The following is an 18,355-nucleotide window of genomic DNA, read 5'->3' on the forward strand; positions in this document are numbered from 1 at the left end:
CAGTCTCTTTTATGCTCTTTCATATTATAAGATAGACTCTCTCGAGAGGTTAGCTTGATAAGCAGCATTTAATTGCAACAGGAATTCAGATAAAATATCGAATTACATAGAATGGTGGTAAGATAAGTAATTATCAGCTCTTACATGATAAAGGAGATAGAACGAAGTTGTCCGCAGCGGTCGCACATTTGCGTTAGAGTGCGATTTTCTTGGATGATCTGTTTCGGATTCGGAACAAGAGACAAGTGAGTATATGACACACCAGTTGGAAGTGGCCGACAACCAATGATGCAGACAAATTTTGGTTACATCAAAAAACAGTATATAAAGTGAGATCGTTATTCATGATTATGGTACTAAAACTGTAATAATACTAGCTAAGACTGACAATACCATTATTACAGTGTATAAAGATACATCGACTAATGATTCTGCCAATAGAATAAAAGCTGGCAGGTGGAATTTTGGATCTTGGATGTTTAAATAGGAAAAGGTGGCAACCTAAAATGGCTGTTGTTTATCTTAGAGGTCGTGAAAATACAACCGAAATTGATATTCATTTTGAGTTTTTGTACCATATTCCTGGAGAGTATGAGGGAAGTAGAATTCGTGTTACTTTCTACAGAAATAAACTAGTTGAAAGAACTATTGATATGGGTTGGACAAATATTGTTCTCTTTCGCTTCATTAATTTGATGAAAAATTTTCCATTAGAAAAACCAAATGGAAACTATCATCACTTCGAAAAACATCTTGAATTTCACTGGATTTATGAGTACAGTACTGATTTATACTTGCTGGTTCTTGAAGATCAAGGTATATTGTTTCCATTAAAAACTAGCAAAAGTGAGCTAGTAAAGTTTGGACATGCACTTGAAAAGGCAGTAAAATTAGCTCCAAATCTAGACAGTTTTACAGATCTTGAGTAATAGGTTTTTTCTAAATAAATACCAAACAGCCTTTTTGTGATAATTGCGAGAAGGTTGTTTAGTGTAGCTGCCAAAGCATTACGTCCATTATTTAATAGTCTCCACTGCCCGGCTTCTGCCGACAATCTTGTCCTCAATTTGTGTGATTGAATTGATACATAAAATCATTCGCACACGATTCTCTACGAGATTCAGTCCCGCTAACCGTATGATCTGTTGTCCGTGGTCATAGCTGTTAATATCCCCAACTTCAGCAAGGAAACCGGCAATGGTAACAACGCCTACTCCTGGGATACTCAGCATTTCAGCCGTTCCAGGAATGGTACTATCCCGTTTCGAACGAGATTTGCAATGACTTTGGCATCCTTGTAGTCGCTTTTTACTTGTGTGCTGTCCTCGAGTTCCTTGCTTTTGTTCACATGGTGAGGATTGACGAGAAGCAATATATTCCTTCATTCTGTACGCAATCCTTACCGAGCTCAGTTCCACGAAAATCTACGGCCCGTGCGACATGAAGCCGCTTGGCAATAGCTACGCCGACAACGAGCGTTTTTTTCGGTAATTCTTGAAATACGTTGATTTTGCCAATTACGACACTTGCCATTTGCGGAAAAAAATAAATTAACCTTTGTATAAGTCAGTCTTTAACTGGTTAAAGATATAATCTTGCATTTGATTTGAAAGAAGAATTATATTCGTATCTTTACCGTTTCGCAAAACCCAATGAAGAAACACCATTGAGTTAGCGGCATATAATTCTGCCAAATACGCCAGTGCGATCGAACTTGAATACATCTGGTGATTTAAATAATCCAAGCACGTAGTATACAAAATTTTTTCGAATTCTTTATGTAAATCAGCTGATATGACATGAACTGTTAACAAGGTTGAAATCTCGGACTTGTGATTGATCATATTATCTGTTACTAGTTCTATAGCATTTGCCACCTTACCATCAACCATGGAATTAAAACGCTGTTCAATCTCATATTTAAATTCCGAAGCATACTGTTTCACTTTTTTTTCTAACAAGTCGTACTTATCCAAGTAATGACTATAAAAAGTAGAACGTCCTATAAGAGATTGATCACAAATTTTTTTGATAGTTATATCTTTAAAATCAATTTGCTTGAGTAATTCAATGAGTCCTCGTTCGATAGCTAATTTTGTTTTATAAACTCGGATATCTTCATTCATGTAACCACTTGCTCCTTATGTGTAAGTTTTCGAACACTTCATGCTCAGTATGTAAGATATCTTACATATCAGACTATTTTATTTATATTTTAAGCGGTAAATATGATTTATAGTAATCACATACCTAAATCGAAGGAGGAATAAATATGTTTAAACAATATGTGAATAATGAACAGTTCAATCTTCAAATTAATCGTTTTATTAATGATTATTATCAAGAAGATAATCGAGCAGACGCTGATTTGGAAATCATGATACCGAAATTAAACGATACTAATAGCTGGTATAAAACTTGGCTTGATTTTGCAAAGAAACGCGAAGATAGCAAGGACTATGACTTAGCCTCAGTCTACTATCAAGCCGCAGAATTTTATCTTGCATCCACAGACCCCAATAAAGAAAAAATGTATCAAAAATATAGAGAAACATTCTATAAAGGCTTTACTGATTTTGATTATGAATCTTACAAGATTCCCTATGAAGACTCCAATCTTCCTGCTGTAAAATTATTGACACCTGGAGCTACGAAAACATTACTTGTCTTTGGTGGTTATGATTCATACATGGAAGAGATGCTTAAAATGATGAAATTCATAAAAGGTATTGATTACAATATGATTGTATTTGATGGTCCAGGCCAAGGAACTGCATTAAAAAACGGTCTTACATTCATTCACAACTGGGAAAAACCAGTATCAACTATAATTGATTATTTCAAATTAGAACGTGTAAGCCTTATAGGTGCTTCTTGGGGAGGATATTTAGCAATGCGAGCCGCAGCTTTCGAAAAGAGAATAGATAAAGTGGTTGCCTTTAACATATTCTATAGTGGCTTAGATGCTTTGAAAATGGGCATGCCCGAAGAAACGTATCTTAGTATCATGCAACTAGTCGATAATAATGAAGTTGAGAAAGTTAATTCATTACTTGGAAAGATGATGTCTGACAATATTGATTTAAATTGGAAGATTGAAAAGGGTATGGAGAACACTGGTGATTCAACACCTTTTGATCTAATTAAAAGCTTTGAAAAGCACACAATGAATGGTATTGGACCCTTCATTAACCAAGATGTTCTTTTATTAGCTGGACAAGATGATCAATATGTACCTATTAGTCGACTAGCACAAATTCAACAAGAATTAACGAATGCTGCTTCTATTATAACCAAAGTATTTACGAAAGAAACGGGTGGTGAACAGCACTGTCAAGCAGGTCATCGGGAATTAGCATTTAATGAAATGAAGAAATTCTTATAATATTTCAAGCTAAAATAGGCTTACTCCTGCTAATCTAGGAGTAAGCCTATAAGTATGAAAGCTTTAAACATACATATCTTGCAATCACTTTGACTGCTGCTGGATCTGGCTGATGGACATTTTTATTGAAAAACGTAAAAATTAAGCTATGATTAGAAGAACTCATATAAAAGAGGTAGGTATGAATAAGACTAAATTTCTGGGGCCCAAAGTATACTTATTGATTTTTCCCGCGATTGCGCTAGTGATTGTTTCACAATGCATAACCTTTCCGGCAAAATTCAACTGGCTATTAGTCATATTCCTGATATCCATAGCCATAATCGAACGGATCTATATGCACCTTTTCAACAAGCTTTGGCTGCCTTATTTTATTATCGTGATCGGCCTCATTATTTTTGCCAAACATTCGATTCTATATAGCTTCTTCTACCTTGTGCCGGATGCGGTAATCATTTGGTTGAAAAGAAAGGTTAGCATTTGGTATGATTTGCTGCCGTCCCTGTCAATAAGCTTGATTACGATTGTCGTGGGCAATTCTTTTTACAATTGGACATCCCACTCCTACATCAGCCGCCTTGAGACTTTATTGCTGCTTTTTGTGATAAATTGGGTGCTCGCTTACTTTTTCTCATTTTTTGAATCCGGCAAGCTGACCACATCGCCAGTAGTTTCAACCTTCATACCGTCTTGGTTCGAAATCGGTGTCATTTTTCCTTATTTGGCCGTATTTAATTATTTTAGTTACCCGGTCGTCATGTCTGCTTTTCTGGCTTATTTAATCGTTGTTAAAGTCTGTCATTCGCGAAGGATGCAAGTTAACGAGACACATGTTAGGCAGCTAATATCTCTCATCGGCACCAAACTTCAGTTACAGATCTTATTGATGGATTTGGGTTCCATAAAGGGTGTATATTATCCAAACAAACGCTTAATTGTCATTGATCATAAATTAGATTATCCGGAGCAACTAGATACGCTGGTGCACGAATGGATTCATTGTGAGTTAAGAAAATACAAAAAGTCTCCACTTTTTCTTGAAGAAATTTGGGTCACGATATTAGAAGCAGTAATAAGTTGGTACTATGTATTCAATCTAAAAAGAATCTTTACGGCAGGAGGATACAAATGAGTGAGCGACTAGGTACAGAATTAAGACGTCTACGTAAAAAGAAAGGATTAACCTTAGAAGAAGCAGCTTCTGCGGCAGGAATAACACTACAATATATGAGTCTACTTGAAAAAGGGCTAAGAAAGTCGGCCTCATTCGAAATCATGACTAACATTTCAAAGTTCTACGGAATTCCGTTGGACTACTTCGCTCAATTTATTGATGATGAGCAGAATGAGGTTCGTAACTTGAGCGAAACCGAACTTGAAATATGGAGTGCTATTAACAATAAAGTAACGGATGAAATCTATTACAAGAAGGGAGACTTGCTAGCCGATTGGCTTCGCTCATTTTTTCGAAAATAAGGAAGAAACGCTTTCTTTACTCAGATGTGTCACGATATTCAACTTTAGAGGAAAAAAAGAAAATAAATTCATCAATAGTTGAAAATTACTTGGGAGAACTTTATAATTTAGGATAACCCGTTCTTCTGAGGAGGCAGCTTGTTGAATCTTAACAAAAAAATAGAGCTTGCAGTTTGGTCGATCAAGATCATAAAAAGTGATACGATCTTTCCAAAACGAGCTAACGCGTTTGATCTCACTTACCCTACTCTTCAGTGCACGGATGTCACCGATGTTGAAGCAGAGTTTGTAGCGGACCCATTCTTAGTTGCGTATGGTTCGACATATTATGTATTCTTTGAAGTGTTGAATAAACAATCTGAGCGCGGTGAAATTGCAGTTGCTGTGAGCACGGACGGGGAAGAATGGCACTATGAGCGAGTTGTCCTCAAAGAGAATTTTCACTTATCCTATCCTTACATATTTGCACATGAGAATGACTATTATATGTTACCAGAGTCGTCGGATGCAGGTGGCGTATTTTTGTATAGAGCCACGCAATTCCCATATAGCTGGGAGAAGGGGAAACAGCTATTATCTGGCCCATATGTGGACCCGACTCTTTTCTATTATAACGAGAAGTGGTGGATATTCGTTGGCAGCAAAGATGGAAGGAACCTTTATTTGTTCTATTCTAACCGAATAGACGGAGAGTGGGTTGGACATACGCAAAATCCTATTATTAGAAATGATTTACATATATCCAGGCCCGCTGGTAGAGTTTTTTCTCATGATGGGGAAATTTATCGATTTACGCAAGATGGAGTTCCATCGTACGGAAAGATGGTTAAAGCTGCACGAATCAAAAAGCTGAATGAGACAGAGTATGAAGAGGAAATCATTGAGCCTTGCATGCTAACTGGATCCGAATTGGAGGGAAGCTGGCGTAAGGATGGCATGCATCATATCGATCATCTTCAAATGAAGGATAATAAGTGGCTTATCGCAGTTGATGGCCATTTCATGAAAGAACAAAACTATCTTATTTGGAAGATTAAACGCTTTATTAATAGACCTTTCTATAGCTCTTATAAACTGTCTCGTACTATTATACGAAGCATGAGACGTATTAGGTTGTTCATAAGTCACAAGGTAAAGTGATCATGTATAAGAAAGACTCCGAGCGTGAAGCGCTCGGAGTCTTTTCTCACTGCCTGAAGAGCTTACCATGTGAAGGCCACAGCAGCTAGAACCAATTAGTCCCGTAAATTCCGTATACATGCCTGTTATTAACCTTCTCAATCAAAAGGCTGCTTTCTATAATTTAATTGAGGTGAGAGGATGAAAAGTCGATGGCTCCGGTTCATTTTGGCGATATGTCTGGGCGTTGCAACATTAGTTATGGCAGGGCTTTTATTGGCTTCGGGATCTGCTGAAGAAGAGGGGATTACGCACTATCAAGGTGGAACGATTACCAGAACCGAGCATTCAACTTATCTATCTATTATGCAATTCTACACGCCAGGAATTTCGCAGAAACTGAATCAGGACAAATTTCAGCAATCAGCCTTACGTGAACATGTCGCTTCCAATATTTTGGCAGCAAGGGGGAGAGCAATTACACAAGACAGTCAACAGGCTTTGGCTGAACAACAATGGAACGAATTTAAGAAATCGTACAGCGACAGTTTTAGCTACAGCGGTGTTTCCGTAGAAGAGAGGCTTCGGGACTTAGCGTTGACCGAGCGGGAAATGATCAGCTACATTGAAGATCAAATTTATGGCAGGTCGTATTTTAAAAGTAAGGTAACGGAGGAAGCGCTGCAGAAGGATTATCAACTTAATGAGGCTGAGCATAACTTTGATACGTATGATATTCGTCAAATCTACCTTTCTTTTACAGCCAACGGTTCCAAAATCGCGGATAAATCAGAGACGTTGCTCCACGCAAATGAAATTGTCCGCCAGTGGAAGGCGGGGGCAGACTTCACAGATCTGGCTAAACGGTACTCGGATGATCCAAGTGTAGCGCAAAATGGCGGATTTTATCAGCAATCCCCCATCTATACGCTGGATTCCGATATCAAGGACGAGATTGTACGCCTTGATTTACATACGGTGAGCGAGCCTCTCTTAGCCGAAAGCGGGTATTATATGGTTCAAGTGGAAGGCAAGCATACGCAATCTTACGAGGAAGCCAGAGAATCGCTCAGAGACAGCTACGTGCAGAAAGCTTATACAGCATTCATGACCGATGAGCTGCCCAAATTCTTTTCTTTAAACTGAAATCTTATAGCCGGAGGTTAATATATGAAAAAACAATCACTGCTTATTATTGCAACGCTTGCTGTAAGTTTATTCACGATTCCGATGACGAGTTTCGCAGCCAATCCTCAGATGACCGTAGATTTGGGAACCTCAACCGGGGCGCCGCTTCATGGGGCCAACGGATTTCTTTATGGTTTGAAAGACGATGCAACGCCTGCCGATTCGATGCTTACTGGACTAAACAGCCTGGATATGACAGGTCAAATGGCGCCTGGGGGCTTACAGCATGCTGGAGGGGATGCTTTTGTCGTTGCAGACAAGTGGTTCAGAACCGGCGGGAAATTCGTGCAAATCTACATGCAGGATATTTATAAGGAATGGCCTTACCCAACCCGTAATATGACGGATTATTTAGCCAAGGTCACGACGATGGCCAATCAGGTGAAAAGCAATCCGAACCGCAGCAAATTTTTGTATGTGCCCTTCAACGAGCCGGATTGGATTTGGTATGGAACATCAGGCACCAACTTGACCAATTTCAAAAACGACTGGAAAACAGTCTATCAAAAGATTCGCTCTATCGATGCCACCGCCAAAATCGTAGGTCCGAACTTTGAACACTATAACAGTACTGCTTTCCGCGACTTTTTCACCTTTGCCAAGGCCAATAATGTACTGCCGGATTACACGAGCTGGCATGAACTCGATGATACGGTGAGTACCTGGTATACGAGTTATAACGATTATAGACAAATCGAAAGCGATCTCGGCCTCTCACCGCTGCCAATTACGATTAATGAATATGGCAAGCAAACCGGTGAACTCGGAATTCCCGGGAAACTGATTCAATATATGGCCCGATTCGAAAATAGTAAAGTGCATGCGGGATTAGCTTACTGGCAGCCAGAAGGCCGCTTGGATGAGTTATTGACCCCGACTTACCAGAAAGCTGGAGCTTGGTATATGTATCAATGGTATGGCGGCTTTACAGGCAATACGATTAAAGTGACGCCTCCAAGTCAGAATGGCGCTATGCAGGGTGTGGGCTTCTACGACAGCGGCCGCAAACTATCTGCGACGATATTCGGCGGGGGCAGCGGCAGTCTGGATTTGAAGTTGACGGGGATCCCAGCGGCTTTGCAGACGGACGGCAAAACGACGATCGAAGTTTGGGGAATTGATAATTCGAATGGCGCAACATCCTCAGGCACCTATCGCTTGTCGCGCGCCGCTTATTCTGTTGTGAATAATGCGGTGACCCTCACGGTAAACGATTTGAACGCGTCTTCGGCTTACCAAATCGTGATGCTGCCTCAATAAAGGGCAGTACGGATTTGTCGGGTGACAGTTTGGAGTCTTTGAGGGAAGGGAAACGATGAGAATGGCTGCCTTCTTCGGAGCGGTTTCCTGGAGGCATCGAGGAGGTTATGGCCTATATTCGCTCCAAAGGGATGATACCTGGACTTTGGCTGGAGATTGAAGTCATGGGAATTAACTGCGAATTGGCAGGGAAATTGCCTGATGAGAAAGACCGGAGCAGAACACTGCTACGGTCTTTTTGTTTTGCAAATTGACAGCTCTCATGGATATATCGTTCATGCGGGCGCCATGTGCGACGTTACTTGGGTTCCGGGAATCGGCAGGGCGCCTTTAGCAATCGTCTACGATGTAGGACCGGTTTATTTATGCCGGAAGGAAGTCCCGATAATTCCCTGTGAATGCCTGTTAATTACCTTTGAAGATGTATTAGAATAGGAGTAATTCCTTGTAGGAGGTGGCTGATTGAAAAACCTGTTATTCAAATATAAAAATATGGTCATACGCCAAAAAATTATCATTGTTTTTCTGCCGATCGTGGTCCTGCCCCTCCTGGTTGTTGTATTTACCTCCAACTCTATTTTCTCGGTATCGAACATTCAGAAAACGAAAGTCAATATTTCGGGGGAATCCAGTATCATCGTGACGCGTATTCAAAGCATTTATAATAACGGTGAAACGAGCGCACGGGTACTCATCAAAAATATTAACAATATTTATCATGAGTTGAATACGGACGGCACGCTCTTATTCAACAGTGTGAAATTGCGAAATCAATTGTTGAATGAATTTGACTTCAATCTGCGGGCTTTTAAAGATATCGAATCCATTATTTTCATCGATGCGCATGATAACTTCTTCGTATCCGATAACCGTCTGGAGAACAATGCCAAACTGGCTCTCCAGAGTGACATGGTAAAGCTGCTCAGACAAGATGGCATTCCCAATAACGAGTGGTTTCCGATGCAAACCCGGAATTATTTGGTCATCGACGAGAAGTCGCCTGTTCTGACAATCGGCAAAAGAGTAGTTGATATCGATACGGGACAAACACTGGGTTGTTTGATTCTCAATATCAAAGAATCGACGATTTCATCCATTTTTCCTGATGCGTCATTAAAGGGGGAAGAGGGCTACTATATCGCGAGCGGGGAAGGCCTCATTGTATCTACCAAAGTAGGACATAATTTACTTCAACCGATTCAGAATGCTGCTCTGAGAAATTGGCTGAACAGCGGTACGGACGGGGCTTCCGTTAATCTGAAGTTGAACCGCGAATCTTATTTGCTGATGCAGAAGCGCATACCAGAGCTGGACTGGGTACTGTACAAACAGATGCTCGTTCATAACCTGAATAAAGAGACGTATACCAACTCAATCACGATCTTCATTGTCGGTGTGTTGTGCATTCTGATAGCGTTGATCGGATCTTTCCTGTTGTCAAGACATATTGCCAAACCGATTATACTACTGACTAAAGTAGCGAAGCATATTCGAGAAGGCAATTTGCACGTCACAAGCTCCATTGACACGATGGACGAAGTGGGGATATTGGCCAAAACGTTCAATGACATGATCGGAACGATCAATGATCTCTTGCATAAGGTGACGGCGGAACAGAAGAAGAAACGGGAATATGAGTTTGCCTTGATGCAAGCGCAAATTAAGCCGCATTTTTTCTATAATGCTCTGGATTTGATATTTGTATTGTGTGAGCGGGGCAAAACGGAATTAGCCGCCGATACAACGAAAGCGCTCGCGGATTTCTACCGCGTCTCGCTCAGCCAAGGCAAAGAAATCATTCCCATTGGGGAAGAGCTGAAGAATGCCGAAGATTATCTGTTCATTCAGAAAACCAGATATTCTGATATTCTTGAATGTCGATGGGACATTGATGAGGATATCAAACAATTCCCCATCATGAAATTAGCGATTCAGCCTCTGATTGAGAATGCGATTTATCATGGTCTAAAGCCGAAGCTGAGTCCGGGGCTAATTCGGATTACAGGGTTCATGGACAACGAACATATTATTCTCAAGGTGATGGACAACGGGATAGGCATCGCTGCACATAAATTGCAGCAAATCAAAGAGAATTTGAATGCGCTGTCAACGATGAAATCATTTGGTTTAAGAAGCGTGAATGAGCGGCTCAAATTGTATTTCGGCGAGAACTATGGCATCCAGATTGAGTCTTCACTTGGCACAGGTACGGAAATTACCTTAACGATTCCTTCAAAGAAAGAGGGTTGGTTTCATGATTAGAGTCTTAATCGCCGACGATGAGCCTGAATTTAGAGATTATATGGTGCATCTGGTTGACTGGGCCAGCTTCGGTTTTGAGATTTGCGGTCAAGCACGAACAGGTGTTGAAGCTGTTGAACTGGCTGTCAGCATGAATCCGCAGATCGCGCTGCTGGACATTAATATGCCCGCCATGGATGGCATTGCCGCAGCGGAGAAATTGAAACAGTTGAACAGCGACATATGCATTGCGCTGGTTACAGGATACAGCGAATTCGACTATGCGCGCAGGGCGATTAAGCTCGGCGTAGAGGATTACGTGCTTAAGCCTTTTCGGCGGGATGAGCTGCTGGCTGCGATGCTCAAGTTCAAATTAATCATCCAGAAGAAAGAAGAAGATGCCGCGCAAGCGAAGGACGATGCTTTTTTTGCCAAAGAGCGCTTGTTGAATGCATTGATAACAGACGGCTTTGAAACGGTTGAAGAAGAATTTCTGCGTTTCTTTCGCCGCTTGGGCGTGGCCGTCGATGCCAACTATTACGTCGTTGCATCCATCGAAATTGATCAATTGTTTCAATTATGGCTTAAACCCCACGATATTTCGCTATGGCGATTTGCGGTAGCTAATGTACTCGGCGATCTGGATCCGCCAGGGAATCATCACTTGATTTTTAATGGTCCGGAAGGAAGAATTATTTCGATTCATTGCTATAGCAGCGAGGATGCACTGCGCGCCGCTAATCATGAGATTTATGAGCAGCTTTGCGCCTATGCCAAAAAGTTTTTCCGCTTCACGGTAACGATCGGCATATCCAATGCCGCCAATCATTTAAGGGGCATACGCAATGCTTATTTCGAAACGGCGATTGCGCTGCAAAATAAGCTGACAGTGGGAATAGGCAGGCACATTGCCTATCGTTCCATGCAAGATAGCGCAGGAGGATTCGGTTACTACCCGATGAAACTGAATGAGCAAGTACTGTCTGCACTGCGCAGGAACGAAGCAGATGAACTCAAGGAAGCGCTTGAGCAAATCAAAGCTTACATCGTCAGCCATCCGACGTCCGCCGATCTCACGTATGCGATGATCATGAGTCTGGTGTCCATATGTTTGTCTCATATTACGGAATTGAGGGGAGACATTCTCCACATACTCGGCGAAGATTTCCGTCCTTTCCAGCATATCAAAAAAGTGACCTCGCTTGACGAATCGTTCACTTGGCTCACTTTCATCTTTACGGAAACGATTCGTCACTTCCGCGTACAGAAGATGTCGCGGCTGCAGAAGATTGTGAAGGATGTACAGGCTTATATCGCCATCCATTATGAGGATAGTGAAATGAGCGTGGAGCAAATCTCGCACCATTTTCACCTGGATTCCAGTTATATTCGTAAAGCCTTTGCCAGAGAACTGAGTACGACAGTTACCGAATATATGACGCAAGTCCGAATGAAGCAAGCCAGGCAGTTCATGGATACGGCGGATATGAAGCTGCAAGAATTATCCGAACGTGTAGGCTATACGGACGCCGGTTATTTCAGCAAAGTGTTCAAGAAACAGTTCGGTCTATCCCCCAGCGAATATGCGGGCAAGAAAGAGCATGTAGATAAATAGACGGTTGGCTCGAAAACTACCGATAGTAGCCTGTTAATTCCCTTCAAGCCTTGGTTTGGGCATCTTATAATAGGAACAAGACATAGCGCTATGTTCAAAACTCACTTACTTGCCAAGGGGGATCTATATGCAAATCAATAAAACAAGAGTTTCATCTGTGATAGTAATGGCCGGCACGTTGTTAACCGCGACGGCATGCGGCAATTCCACATCGACCAATCCATCCACGAGTACGCCGGCGGCCTCTGCGAATGCAGCATCAAGTACTTCGGCTAGTACCGCAAAAGCGAGTTCAGAACAAGTGACTTATAAATTGATGACGCACTACTCCAATGATAGTGAGAAGCAGCCCGTTGACTTAGCCATTGCTGAAGTAAAGAAGCAATTTCCGAATGTCACGATTGCACCAGAAGCGATGGCGAACGATAACGGGGAACAATTGAAAACCCGCATTGCTACCGGTGATCTTCCAGATATCGTGGATATCAACGGCCAAACGCTTCCCAATGTAGTGAAGTCCGGCAGCATCCTCACGTTGGATTCCTTCTATGCCGCTAACCCGGCTTATGTGGATAAATTAGCCAAGAATATCGTGGATAATCAATTGAAGTATACGGACGGACATATCTACACGTTCCCAAGAACCGGACCTTCCGTGGATGTCCTTTTCTATAATAAGAAAATATTCGAGCAAAACGGTGTAAAAGTACCAACCAATTATCCGGAGCTGCTCACGGCTGTGAAAGCGTTCAATGCGAAAGGCATTGTGCCGATTACGTCATTCGCCAAACAAGCTTGGCCGATAGGAGCCTTCTTCGATATTTTCGCGATGAGAGCCAATCCGGAAGGCATGATGGCCTTCTCCAAAGGGACAGCGAAAGCTTCTGATCCGGGATACACGGACGCCATTAACAAAATGGCGGAATTAATTAAAGAAGGCGTTTTCCAAAAAGGCGCGGTAACGGCTGATTACGATACGGCAAGAGCTTTATTCTATAGTGGAAAAGCGGCAATGCTGATTAACGGTGAGTGGGAAATTTCGGATTCCGTTAAAAATCTCGGGGATGACACGGTAGATTTCCTGGACGTATTCCCGGTGACGGACCCTGGCAAAGAAGATGCGAATAAAATGGCCTTGCCTGGCGGATTCGAAATGAACGGTTTCGCCGTTTCCAAGAATGCCAAGAACTCCGAATTGGCCGTAAAAGTTGCGGCAGCCTTCACACAGGCGTATCAGGAAGTTTCCTTCAAAACGACGGGAAGCACGATGACAACAATCAAAACGGATGGCATCACACCTGATAAGCCTCTACCGAAGATGGCTGTCAAACTGTTGAAAGTGAAAGGTCAGTATATTACCAAATCTCAAGTTGAGCATTCTCTTCCGAATCAAAAATTTGCCGCTGCTTTCGGGGAAGAACTGCAAAAATTCGTAGCTGGCGAACCTGCTTCGCTGTTCATCAGCAATACGGACAAAATGATTGAGAAATATAAAGAGTAAGCGATTCAAAGAAACACGCCCCATGAAGGTGGGGCGTGTTTCCTAACAAACGAATGATAAGGTGTTGAGATATAGATGAATACATTGCGCGCCAATTATAAAGCTGTGTTCTTATTCACATTTCCGGCTTTAGCTCTATTCACCGTCATTGTTGTGTATCCATTGATACAGATTTTTTATAAAAGCATGTTTGAGTGGGATGGCATTACGACAGGAAAATTTCTGTTTCTGGACAACTATAAAAATTTGATGCAGGACAGCATTTTCTTTACCGCGATTAAAAATGGTCTTATCTTTGCTTCTATTCTGACCGTTTTCCAGCTCGGACTGGGCACGGTTTTGGCTTTGGCATTGATGAATAAAAAGATGGTCGGGAGAAACCTGTTAAGAAGAGTTTATTTTCTTCCGGTTGTTTTATCCGTGGCCGTCGTATGCCAGTTATGGATCTCCATGTATAATCCGATGTACGGTCTAATCAATAAGCTGTTTGAGCTTCTGCATCTGTCCTATCGGCAGGATTGGCTTTCCAGTCCCGGCTTATCCTCAATCATTGCGGTAACTTTCGTCAGCTCCTGGCAGTATCTTGGCTACCAGTTTGCGCTTATCTATGCCGGCGCCAAATCCATTCCAGAACAATATTTCGAGGCTGCCAAGATTGATGGCGCGTCAACGTTCAAAACCCATTTGAAAGTGACCATTCCACTTTTGGCCGAAACATACAAGATGTGTCTGATTTTCGCCTTGGTCGGAGGTCTCAATGCTTTTGCCCATATGCAAATTATGACCAAGGGCGGTCCCGGAACAGCCACCTATACGTTGACGTATCTCATGTACCGGTCGGCTTTTGTGGTGAATGACTTCGGATACGGTTGTGCTGTTGCCGTTATGCTCGTCTTGGAATGTTTGCTTGTTACCATCGTTGTGAACCGGTTAGTCGCCAGAGACAGAATCAGTTATTAGGATAGAGACGAGAATTGAGGTAAAACCATGCTGAGACTTCAAGGCAAACAAGTACTGTTTAATTCGTTCCTCTGGATATACGGAATCATTTCCCTGTATCCGATTTTGTATATGCTGTTTTATTCCCTGAAAAATAATAATGAGATTTTCTTTTCGAATCCGCTGGGGATTCCGCTTCATTTCCGCTTCGAAAATTACACGAAAGCCGTCTCGGCCTTTAATGTCGTTGAACTATTTAAAAATAGCGTCATCGTTTCGGTTATTTCCATTGCTTGTATTCTGGTTCTATCTCTGGGATTTGCTTATGCGACGGCTCGCATCAGTTGGCGTTTCCGCAATGTTGCCTATACCTATCTCATGCTGGGCTTGTTCATTCCTGTTCAGGTCATTATGATTCCGCTTGCCATACTGGTCAAGGATATCGGCTTTGCCAATACGTATTTCTCCTTGATCGTGCCCTACACGGCTTTTAATTTGGCCTTCTCCACGCTGATTTTTTATGGCTATTTCCGTACAATACCAATTGAAATTGAAGAGTCCGCGTACATGGATGGCGCCAGTATTTATCGCACCTTCGCGCAGATTATTGTTCCTTTGGTGAAGCCTTCGATAGCCACGGTGACGATCTTTGCTTTTCTAAACATATGGAATGAATATCCGATGGCGCTGATTCTCGTCACGAATGCGCATCTCAAGACGCTGCCAACCGGACTGATTTCCTTCGTCGGACAGTTCTCAACCGATTGGGGGGCGATGGGCGCAGCCATGGTCTTGTCAAGCCTTCCGACCATCATCGTTTACCTTCTGCTAAGCGAACAGGTAGAGAAAGCACTAACGGTAGGCTCTGCCGTTAAAGGCTGATAACAACAACGATACAAAGGAGACTTCTCATATGGAACTGCGTTACGATAAACCGGCCTATGCTTGGACCGAAGCGCTGCCTTTGGGCAACAGCCGGCTGGGAGCCATGGTTTTTGGCGGTGTAGAAACCGAACATCTTCAACTGAATGAGGAGACGCTTTGGTCGGGAGGACCGGGGAACCGACATAATCCCAAGGCCATTCAAGTGCTGCCGGAAGTCAGGAAGCTGCTGCACGACGGACATTACTCACAAGCGAATCTTCTCGCCAAGGACATGATGGGTCCATACACGCAATCCTATCTGCCTTTAGGAGATTTGTTCATCTCCATGGAGCACGGCAATCTGCATCAATCGTACAGCAGAACGCTGGATCTTGCGGAGGGGATTGCCAAGGTAGCCTATCGGATCGGCCGTGTGCAGTATCAGCGTGAGATGTTTATTTCCCATCCTGATCAAGTTATTGTCATTCGTCTAACGGCTGACAGCCCAGGCAAGCTGTTTCTCCAAGCCAAGCTGCAAAGTCCGTTAAGATATGAAACGGCTTCAGATGAATCAGACTGGATAATAAACGGATATGCGCCCGAGCGTGTGGACCCCAGTTACTATGACACCGATCAGCCTGTTGTTTACGGCGATCCTGCGACAACGGACACGACGAAATTTCAGGCACGTTTAACCGCGGTGCATGAGGATGGCAGGCTTTTCATCGATTCGGCAGGCGTGCATATTCACGGTGCCACAACGGTGACACTATTCGTTAGTGCAGCTACAAGTTTTCAAGGCTATGACCGTTCGCCGGGACTTGCCGGGAAAGATCCTTCCCTAACGGCTAAGCAAGCGCTGACGCAAGCTGCTCAGTTGACTTACGCTGCACTGCGCGCTCGTCATGTAGAGGATTACCAGCGTCTATACAACAGAGTCGAGCTCAATCTGGGACCTACCATTTCGCCGGCTTCCATGCCAACCAATCATCGTATCACAGCATACGGCGCTCAGGATGCAGGGCTCGTCGAATTGTTGTTTCAGTATGGACGTTATTTAATGATCGCCAGTTCGCGGCCAGGATCGCAGCCGGCCAACTTGCAAGGGATCTGGAATAAGGAAACAAGACCCCCATGGAGCAGCAACTGGACACTGAATATTAATGCTCAGATGAATTATTGGCCGGCAGAATCCTGTAATTTGGCTGAATGCCATGAGCCGTTCCTGGATCTTATTGAGCGGCTTTCTGTGAACGGACAGGAGACAGCCCGATTGCATTATGGCATTAATGGCTGGACGGTTCATCACAACACGGACATTTGGTGCCAAACAGCCCCTGTTGGCGACTACGGACATGGGGATCCGGTGTGGGCGCTGTGGCCGATGGGCGGAGTCTGGCTCTCCCAACATCTATGGGAGCATTATGCGTTCGGCGGTGATCGTGATTTTCTTCGCGAGCGGGCCTATCCCGTCATGAAAGGGGCGGCACTCTTTTGTTTGGAATGGCTGATCGAGGATGAACATGGCACGCTTATCACATCACCCTCCACTTCACCGGAGCATAAATTCGTTACTCCCGAAGGATTAGCGGGGATTAGTACCGCTTCCACGATGGATATGGCGTTGATCTGGGATTTGTTGACGAATTGTTTGGAGGCCTCCGCTATCCTGCAGGACGATGAGGATTTTCACCAACGCATCGCGGAAGTGCGAAACCGTCTGAGTCCCATGCAAATCGGCCAATATGGGCAGCTGCAGGAATGGTCGCAGGATTTCCAGGACGAAGACGTGCACCATCGTCATGTTTCCCATTTATTCGGTGTCTTTCCGGGACGTCAATTGACCGAAGCGGAAACTCCCGCTTTTTTTGCAGCGGCAAGGCAATCCTTGGAGCGGCGCGGAGATGGCGGGACAGGGTGGAGTCTGGGGTGGAAAATTGCGCTATGGGCGCGTTTCGGAGACGGAAATCGGGCGCTCGGCCTGATTACCAATTTGTTGCAGCTTGTTGAAGGCGATGAGGAAAATTATCATGTTGGAGGGGTCTATGCCAATTTGTTCGACGCGCATCCTCCTTTTCAAATTGACGGCAATTTTGCACTCACGGCCGGCATTGCCGAGATGTTGATGCAGTCTTATCAAGGATATCTGCATTTGCTTCCGGCATTGCCAGATGCCTGGCATACAGGCAGCGTGAAGGGACTTCGGGCTAGGGGAGGCTTTGAAGTCAACTTAATTTGGGTGAACGGTCAAGTGACGCACGTGGACATCCTTTCAAACCTTGGAGGCTTATGTCGCCTGCGTTCCTCTTCCTTGCTGCAGGTGAATGGCAGTGACGGTAACGTTATTCAATCTGTAACGAAAAACGGGATTATGGAATTCCCCACTGTGTCAGGCGGGAGATATGTGATTGTGGACAAAGAGTAGGCGATGCGCCTGCTCTTTTTTTTGCCACGCCAGAATTGATATGTTTTCGGGTTTGGAGGGAGAGGAGTTAGCCGGGCTGCCACGCACGGAGGGAACTACAGGACGCTATTATAGCAAAAAGTATCATTTATGCGAGTCAGAGGGAACTCCGGTCTGCTATTTTGTTGTTTTTCCGGGAATTCAGCTCTTCTCGTGAAAATAGGGTACTGCAGTTCCGCTATTGCCCAAGAATACCCCCTTTTTGCCTAATTAGCGCCCTGCAGTTCCCTTACCAGAATTTGCCGCTATGGAGATGCTCATCTCTCAAAGCGGCTTTTCTTTGTTGGCGTAGACAGTCGGATG

The 18,355-nt window shown here is 43.5% G+C and carries 14 protein-coding genes and 1 pseudogene; 13 read left to right on the plus strand and 2 right to left on the minus strand.

The window, feature by feature from the left end; all coding sequences use genetic code 11:
- Nucleotides 1-506: 506 nt before the first annotated feature.
- Nucleotides 507-929, plus strand: coding sequence for a hypothetical protein (locus tag IEY34_RS08950; RefSeq protein WP_189010447.1), 423 nt, complete (start codon nucleotides 507-509; stop codon nucleotides 927-929).
- 174 nt (nucleotides 930-1,103) lie between these two features.
- Here IEY34_RS08950 and IEY34_RS36645 read toward each other — a convergent pair.
- A pseudogene (locus IEY34_RS36645) lies at nucleotides 1,104-1,232 on the minus strand (transposase); the annotation flags it as partial.
- A gap of 318 nt (nucleotides 1,233-1,550) precedes the next feature.
- Nucleotides 1,551-2,126, minus strand: a complete 576-nt coding sequence (locus tag IEY34_RS08960) for a TetR/AcrR family transcriptional regulator (RefSeq protein WP_189010449.1) — start codon at nucleotides 2,124-2,126, stop codon at nucleotides 1,551-1,553.
- Nucleotides 2,127-2,272: 146 nt separating this feature from the next.
- Between IEY34_RS08960 and IEY34_RS08965 the strand changes: the two genes are divergently transcribed.
- The 12 genes from IEY34_RS08965 (at nucleotide 2,273) to IEY34_RS09025 (ending at nucleotide 18,013) form a co-directional block, all read left to right on the plus strand.
- A complete protein-coding gene (locus IEY34_RS08965; RefSeq protein ID WP_189010451.1) occupies nucleotides 2,273-3,385 on the plus strand; it encodes an alpha/beta fold hydrolase in 1,113 nt (370 codons plus the stop codon).
- Between the two features lie 181 nt (nucleotides 3,386-3,566).
- Nucleotides 3,567-4,517: a hypothetical protein gene (locus IEY34_RS08970; RefSeq protein ID WP_189010453.1), complete on the plus strand. Its 951-nt coding sequence runs from the start codon at nucleotides 3,567-3,569 to the stop codon at nucleotides 4,515-4,517.
- On the plus strand, nucleotides 4,514-4,861 hold the full coding sequence (locus IEY34_RS08975; RefSeq protein WP_189010455.1) for a helix-turn-helix domain-containing protein: 348 nt from the start codon (nucleotides 4,514-4,516) through the stop codon (nucleotides 4,859-4,861). Before IEY34_RS08970 ends, IEY34_RS08975 begins: the two co-directional genes overlap by 4 nt.
- Before the next feature lie 141 nt (nucleotides 4,862-5,002).
- Nucleotides 5,003-6,001, plus strand: coding sequence for a glucosamine inositolphosphorylceramide transferase family protein (locus IEY34_RS08980; RefSeq protein WP_189010457.1), 999 nt, complete (start codon nucleotides 5,003-5,005; stop codon nucleotides 5,999-6,001).
- A 180-nt stretch (nucleotides 6,002-6,181) separates the two neighbouring features.
- Nucleotides 6,182-7,126, plus strand: coding sequence for a peptidylprolyl isomerase (locus tag IEY34_RS08985; RefSeq protein WP_189010460.1), 945 nt, complete (start codon nucleotides 6,182-6,184; stop codon nucleotides 7,124-7,126).
- Between the two features lie 24 nt (nucleotides 7,127-7,150).
- Nucleotides 7,151-8,428: a hypothetical protein gene (locus tag IEY34_RS08990; protein ID WP_189010462.1), complete on the plus strand. Its 1,278-nt coding sequence runs from the start codon at nucleotides 7,151-7,153 to the stop codon at nucleotides 8,426-8,428.
- A 462-nt stretch (nucleotides 8,429-8,890) separates the two neighbouring features.
- Nucleotides 8,891-10,690 (plus strand): sensor histidine kinase, encoded by a 1,800-nt coding sequence (locus IEY34_RS09000; RefSeq protein WP_189010464.1) that lies wholly within the window; start codon nucleotides 8,891-8,893, stop codon nucleotides 10,688-10,690.
- Entirely contained in the window at nucleotides 10,683-12,284 is a 1,602-nt protein-coding gene (locus tag IEY34_RS09005; RefSeq protein ID WP_189010466.1) for a response regulator, read from the plus strand. The genes IEY34_RS09000 and IEY34_RS09005 overlap by 8 nt, the downstream gene beginning before the upstream one ends.
- A gap of 127 nt (nucleotides 12,285-12,411) precedes the next feature.
- Nucleotides 12,412-13,785, plus strand: coding sequence for an ABC transporter substrate-binding protein (locus tag IEY34_RS09010; RefSeq protein WP_189010475.1), 1,374 nt, complete (start codon nucleotides 12,412-12,414; stop codon nucleotides 13,783-13,785).
- Between the two features lie 75 nt (nucleotides 13,786-13,860).
- Nucleotides 13,861-14,745, plus strand: coding sequence for a carbohydrate ABC transporter permease (locus IEY34_RS09015; protein ID WP_189010477.1), 885 nt, complete (start codon nucleotides 13,861-13,863; stop codon nucleotides 14,743-14,745).
- A gap of 27 nt (nucleotides 14,746-14,772) precedes the next feature.
- Complete coding sequence (locus IEY34_RS09020; RefSeq protein WP_189010479.1) at nucleotides 14,773-15,606, plus strand: carbohydrate ABC transporter permease; 834 nt, start codon at nucleotides 14,773-14,775, stop codon at nucleotides 15,604-15,606.
- A 31-nt stretch (nucleotides 15,607-15,637) separates the two neighbouring features.
- Nucleotides 15,638-18,013, plus strand: coding sequence for a glycoside hydrolase family 95 protein (locus tag IEY34_RS09025; protein ID WP_189010481.1), 2,376 nt, complete (start codon nucleotides 15,638-15,640; stop codon nucleotides 18,011-18,013).
- Nucleotides 18,014-18,355 lie beyond the last annotated feature (342 nt).

The sequence above is a fragment of the Paenibacillus marchantiophytorum genome, from assembly GCF_014640555.1.
Lineage (GTDB): Bacteria > Bacillota > Bacilli > Paenibacillales > NBRC-103111 > Paenibacillus_E > Paenibacillus_E marchantiophytorum.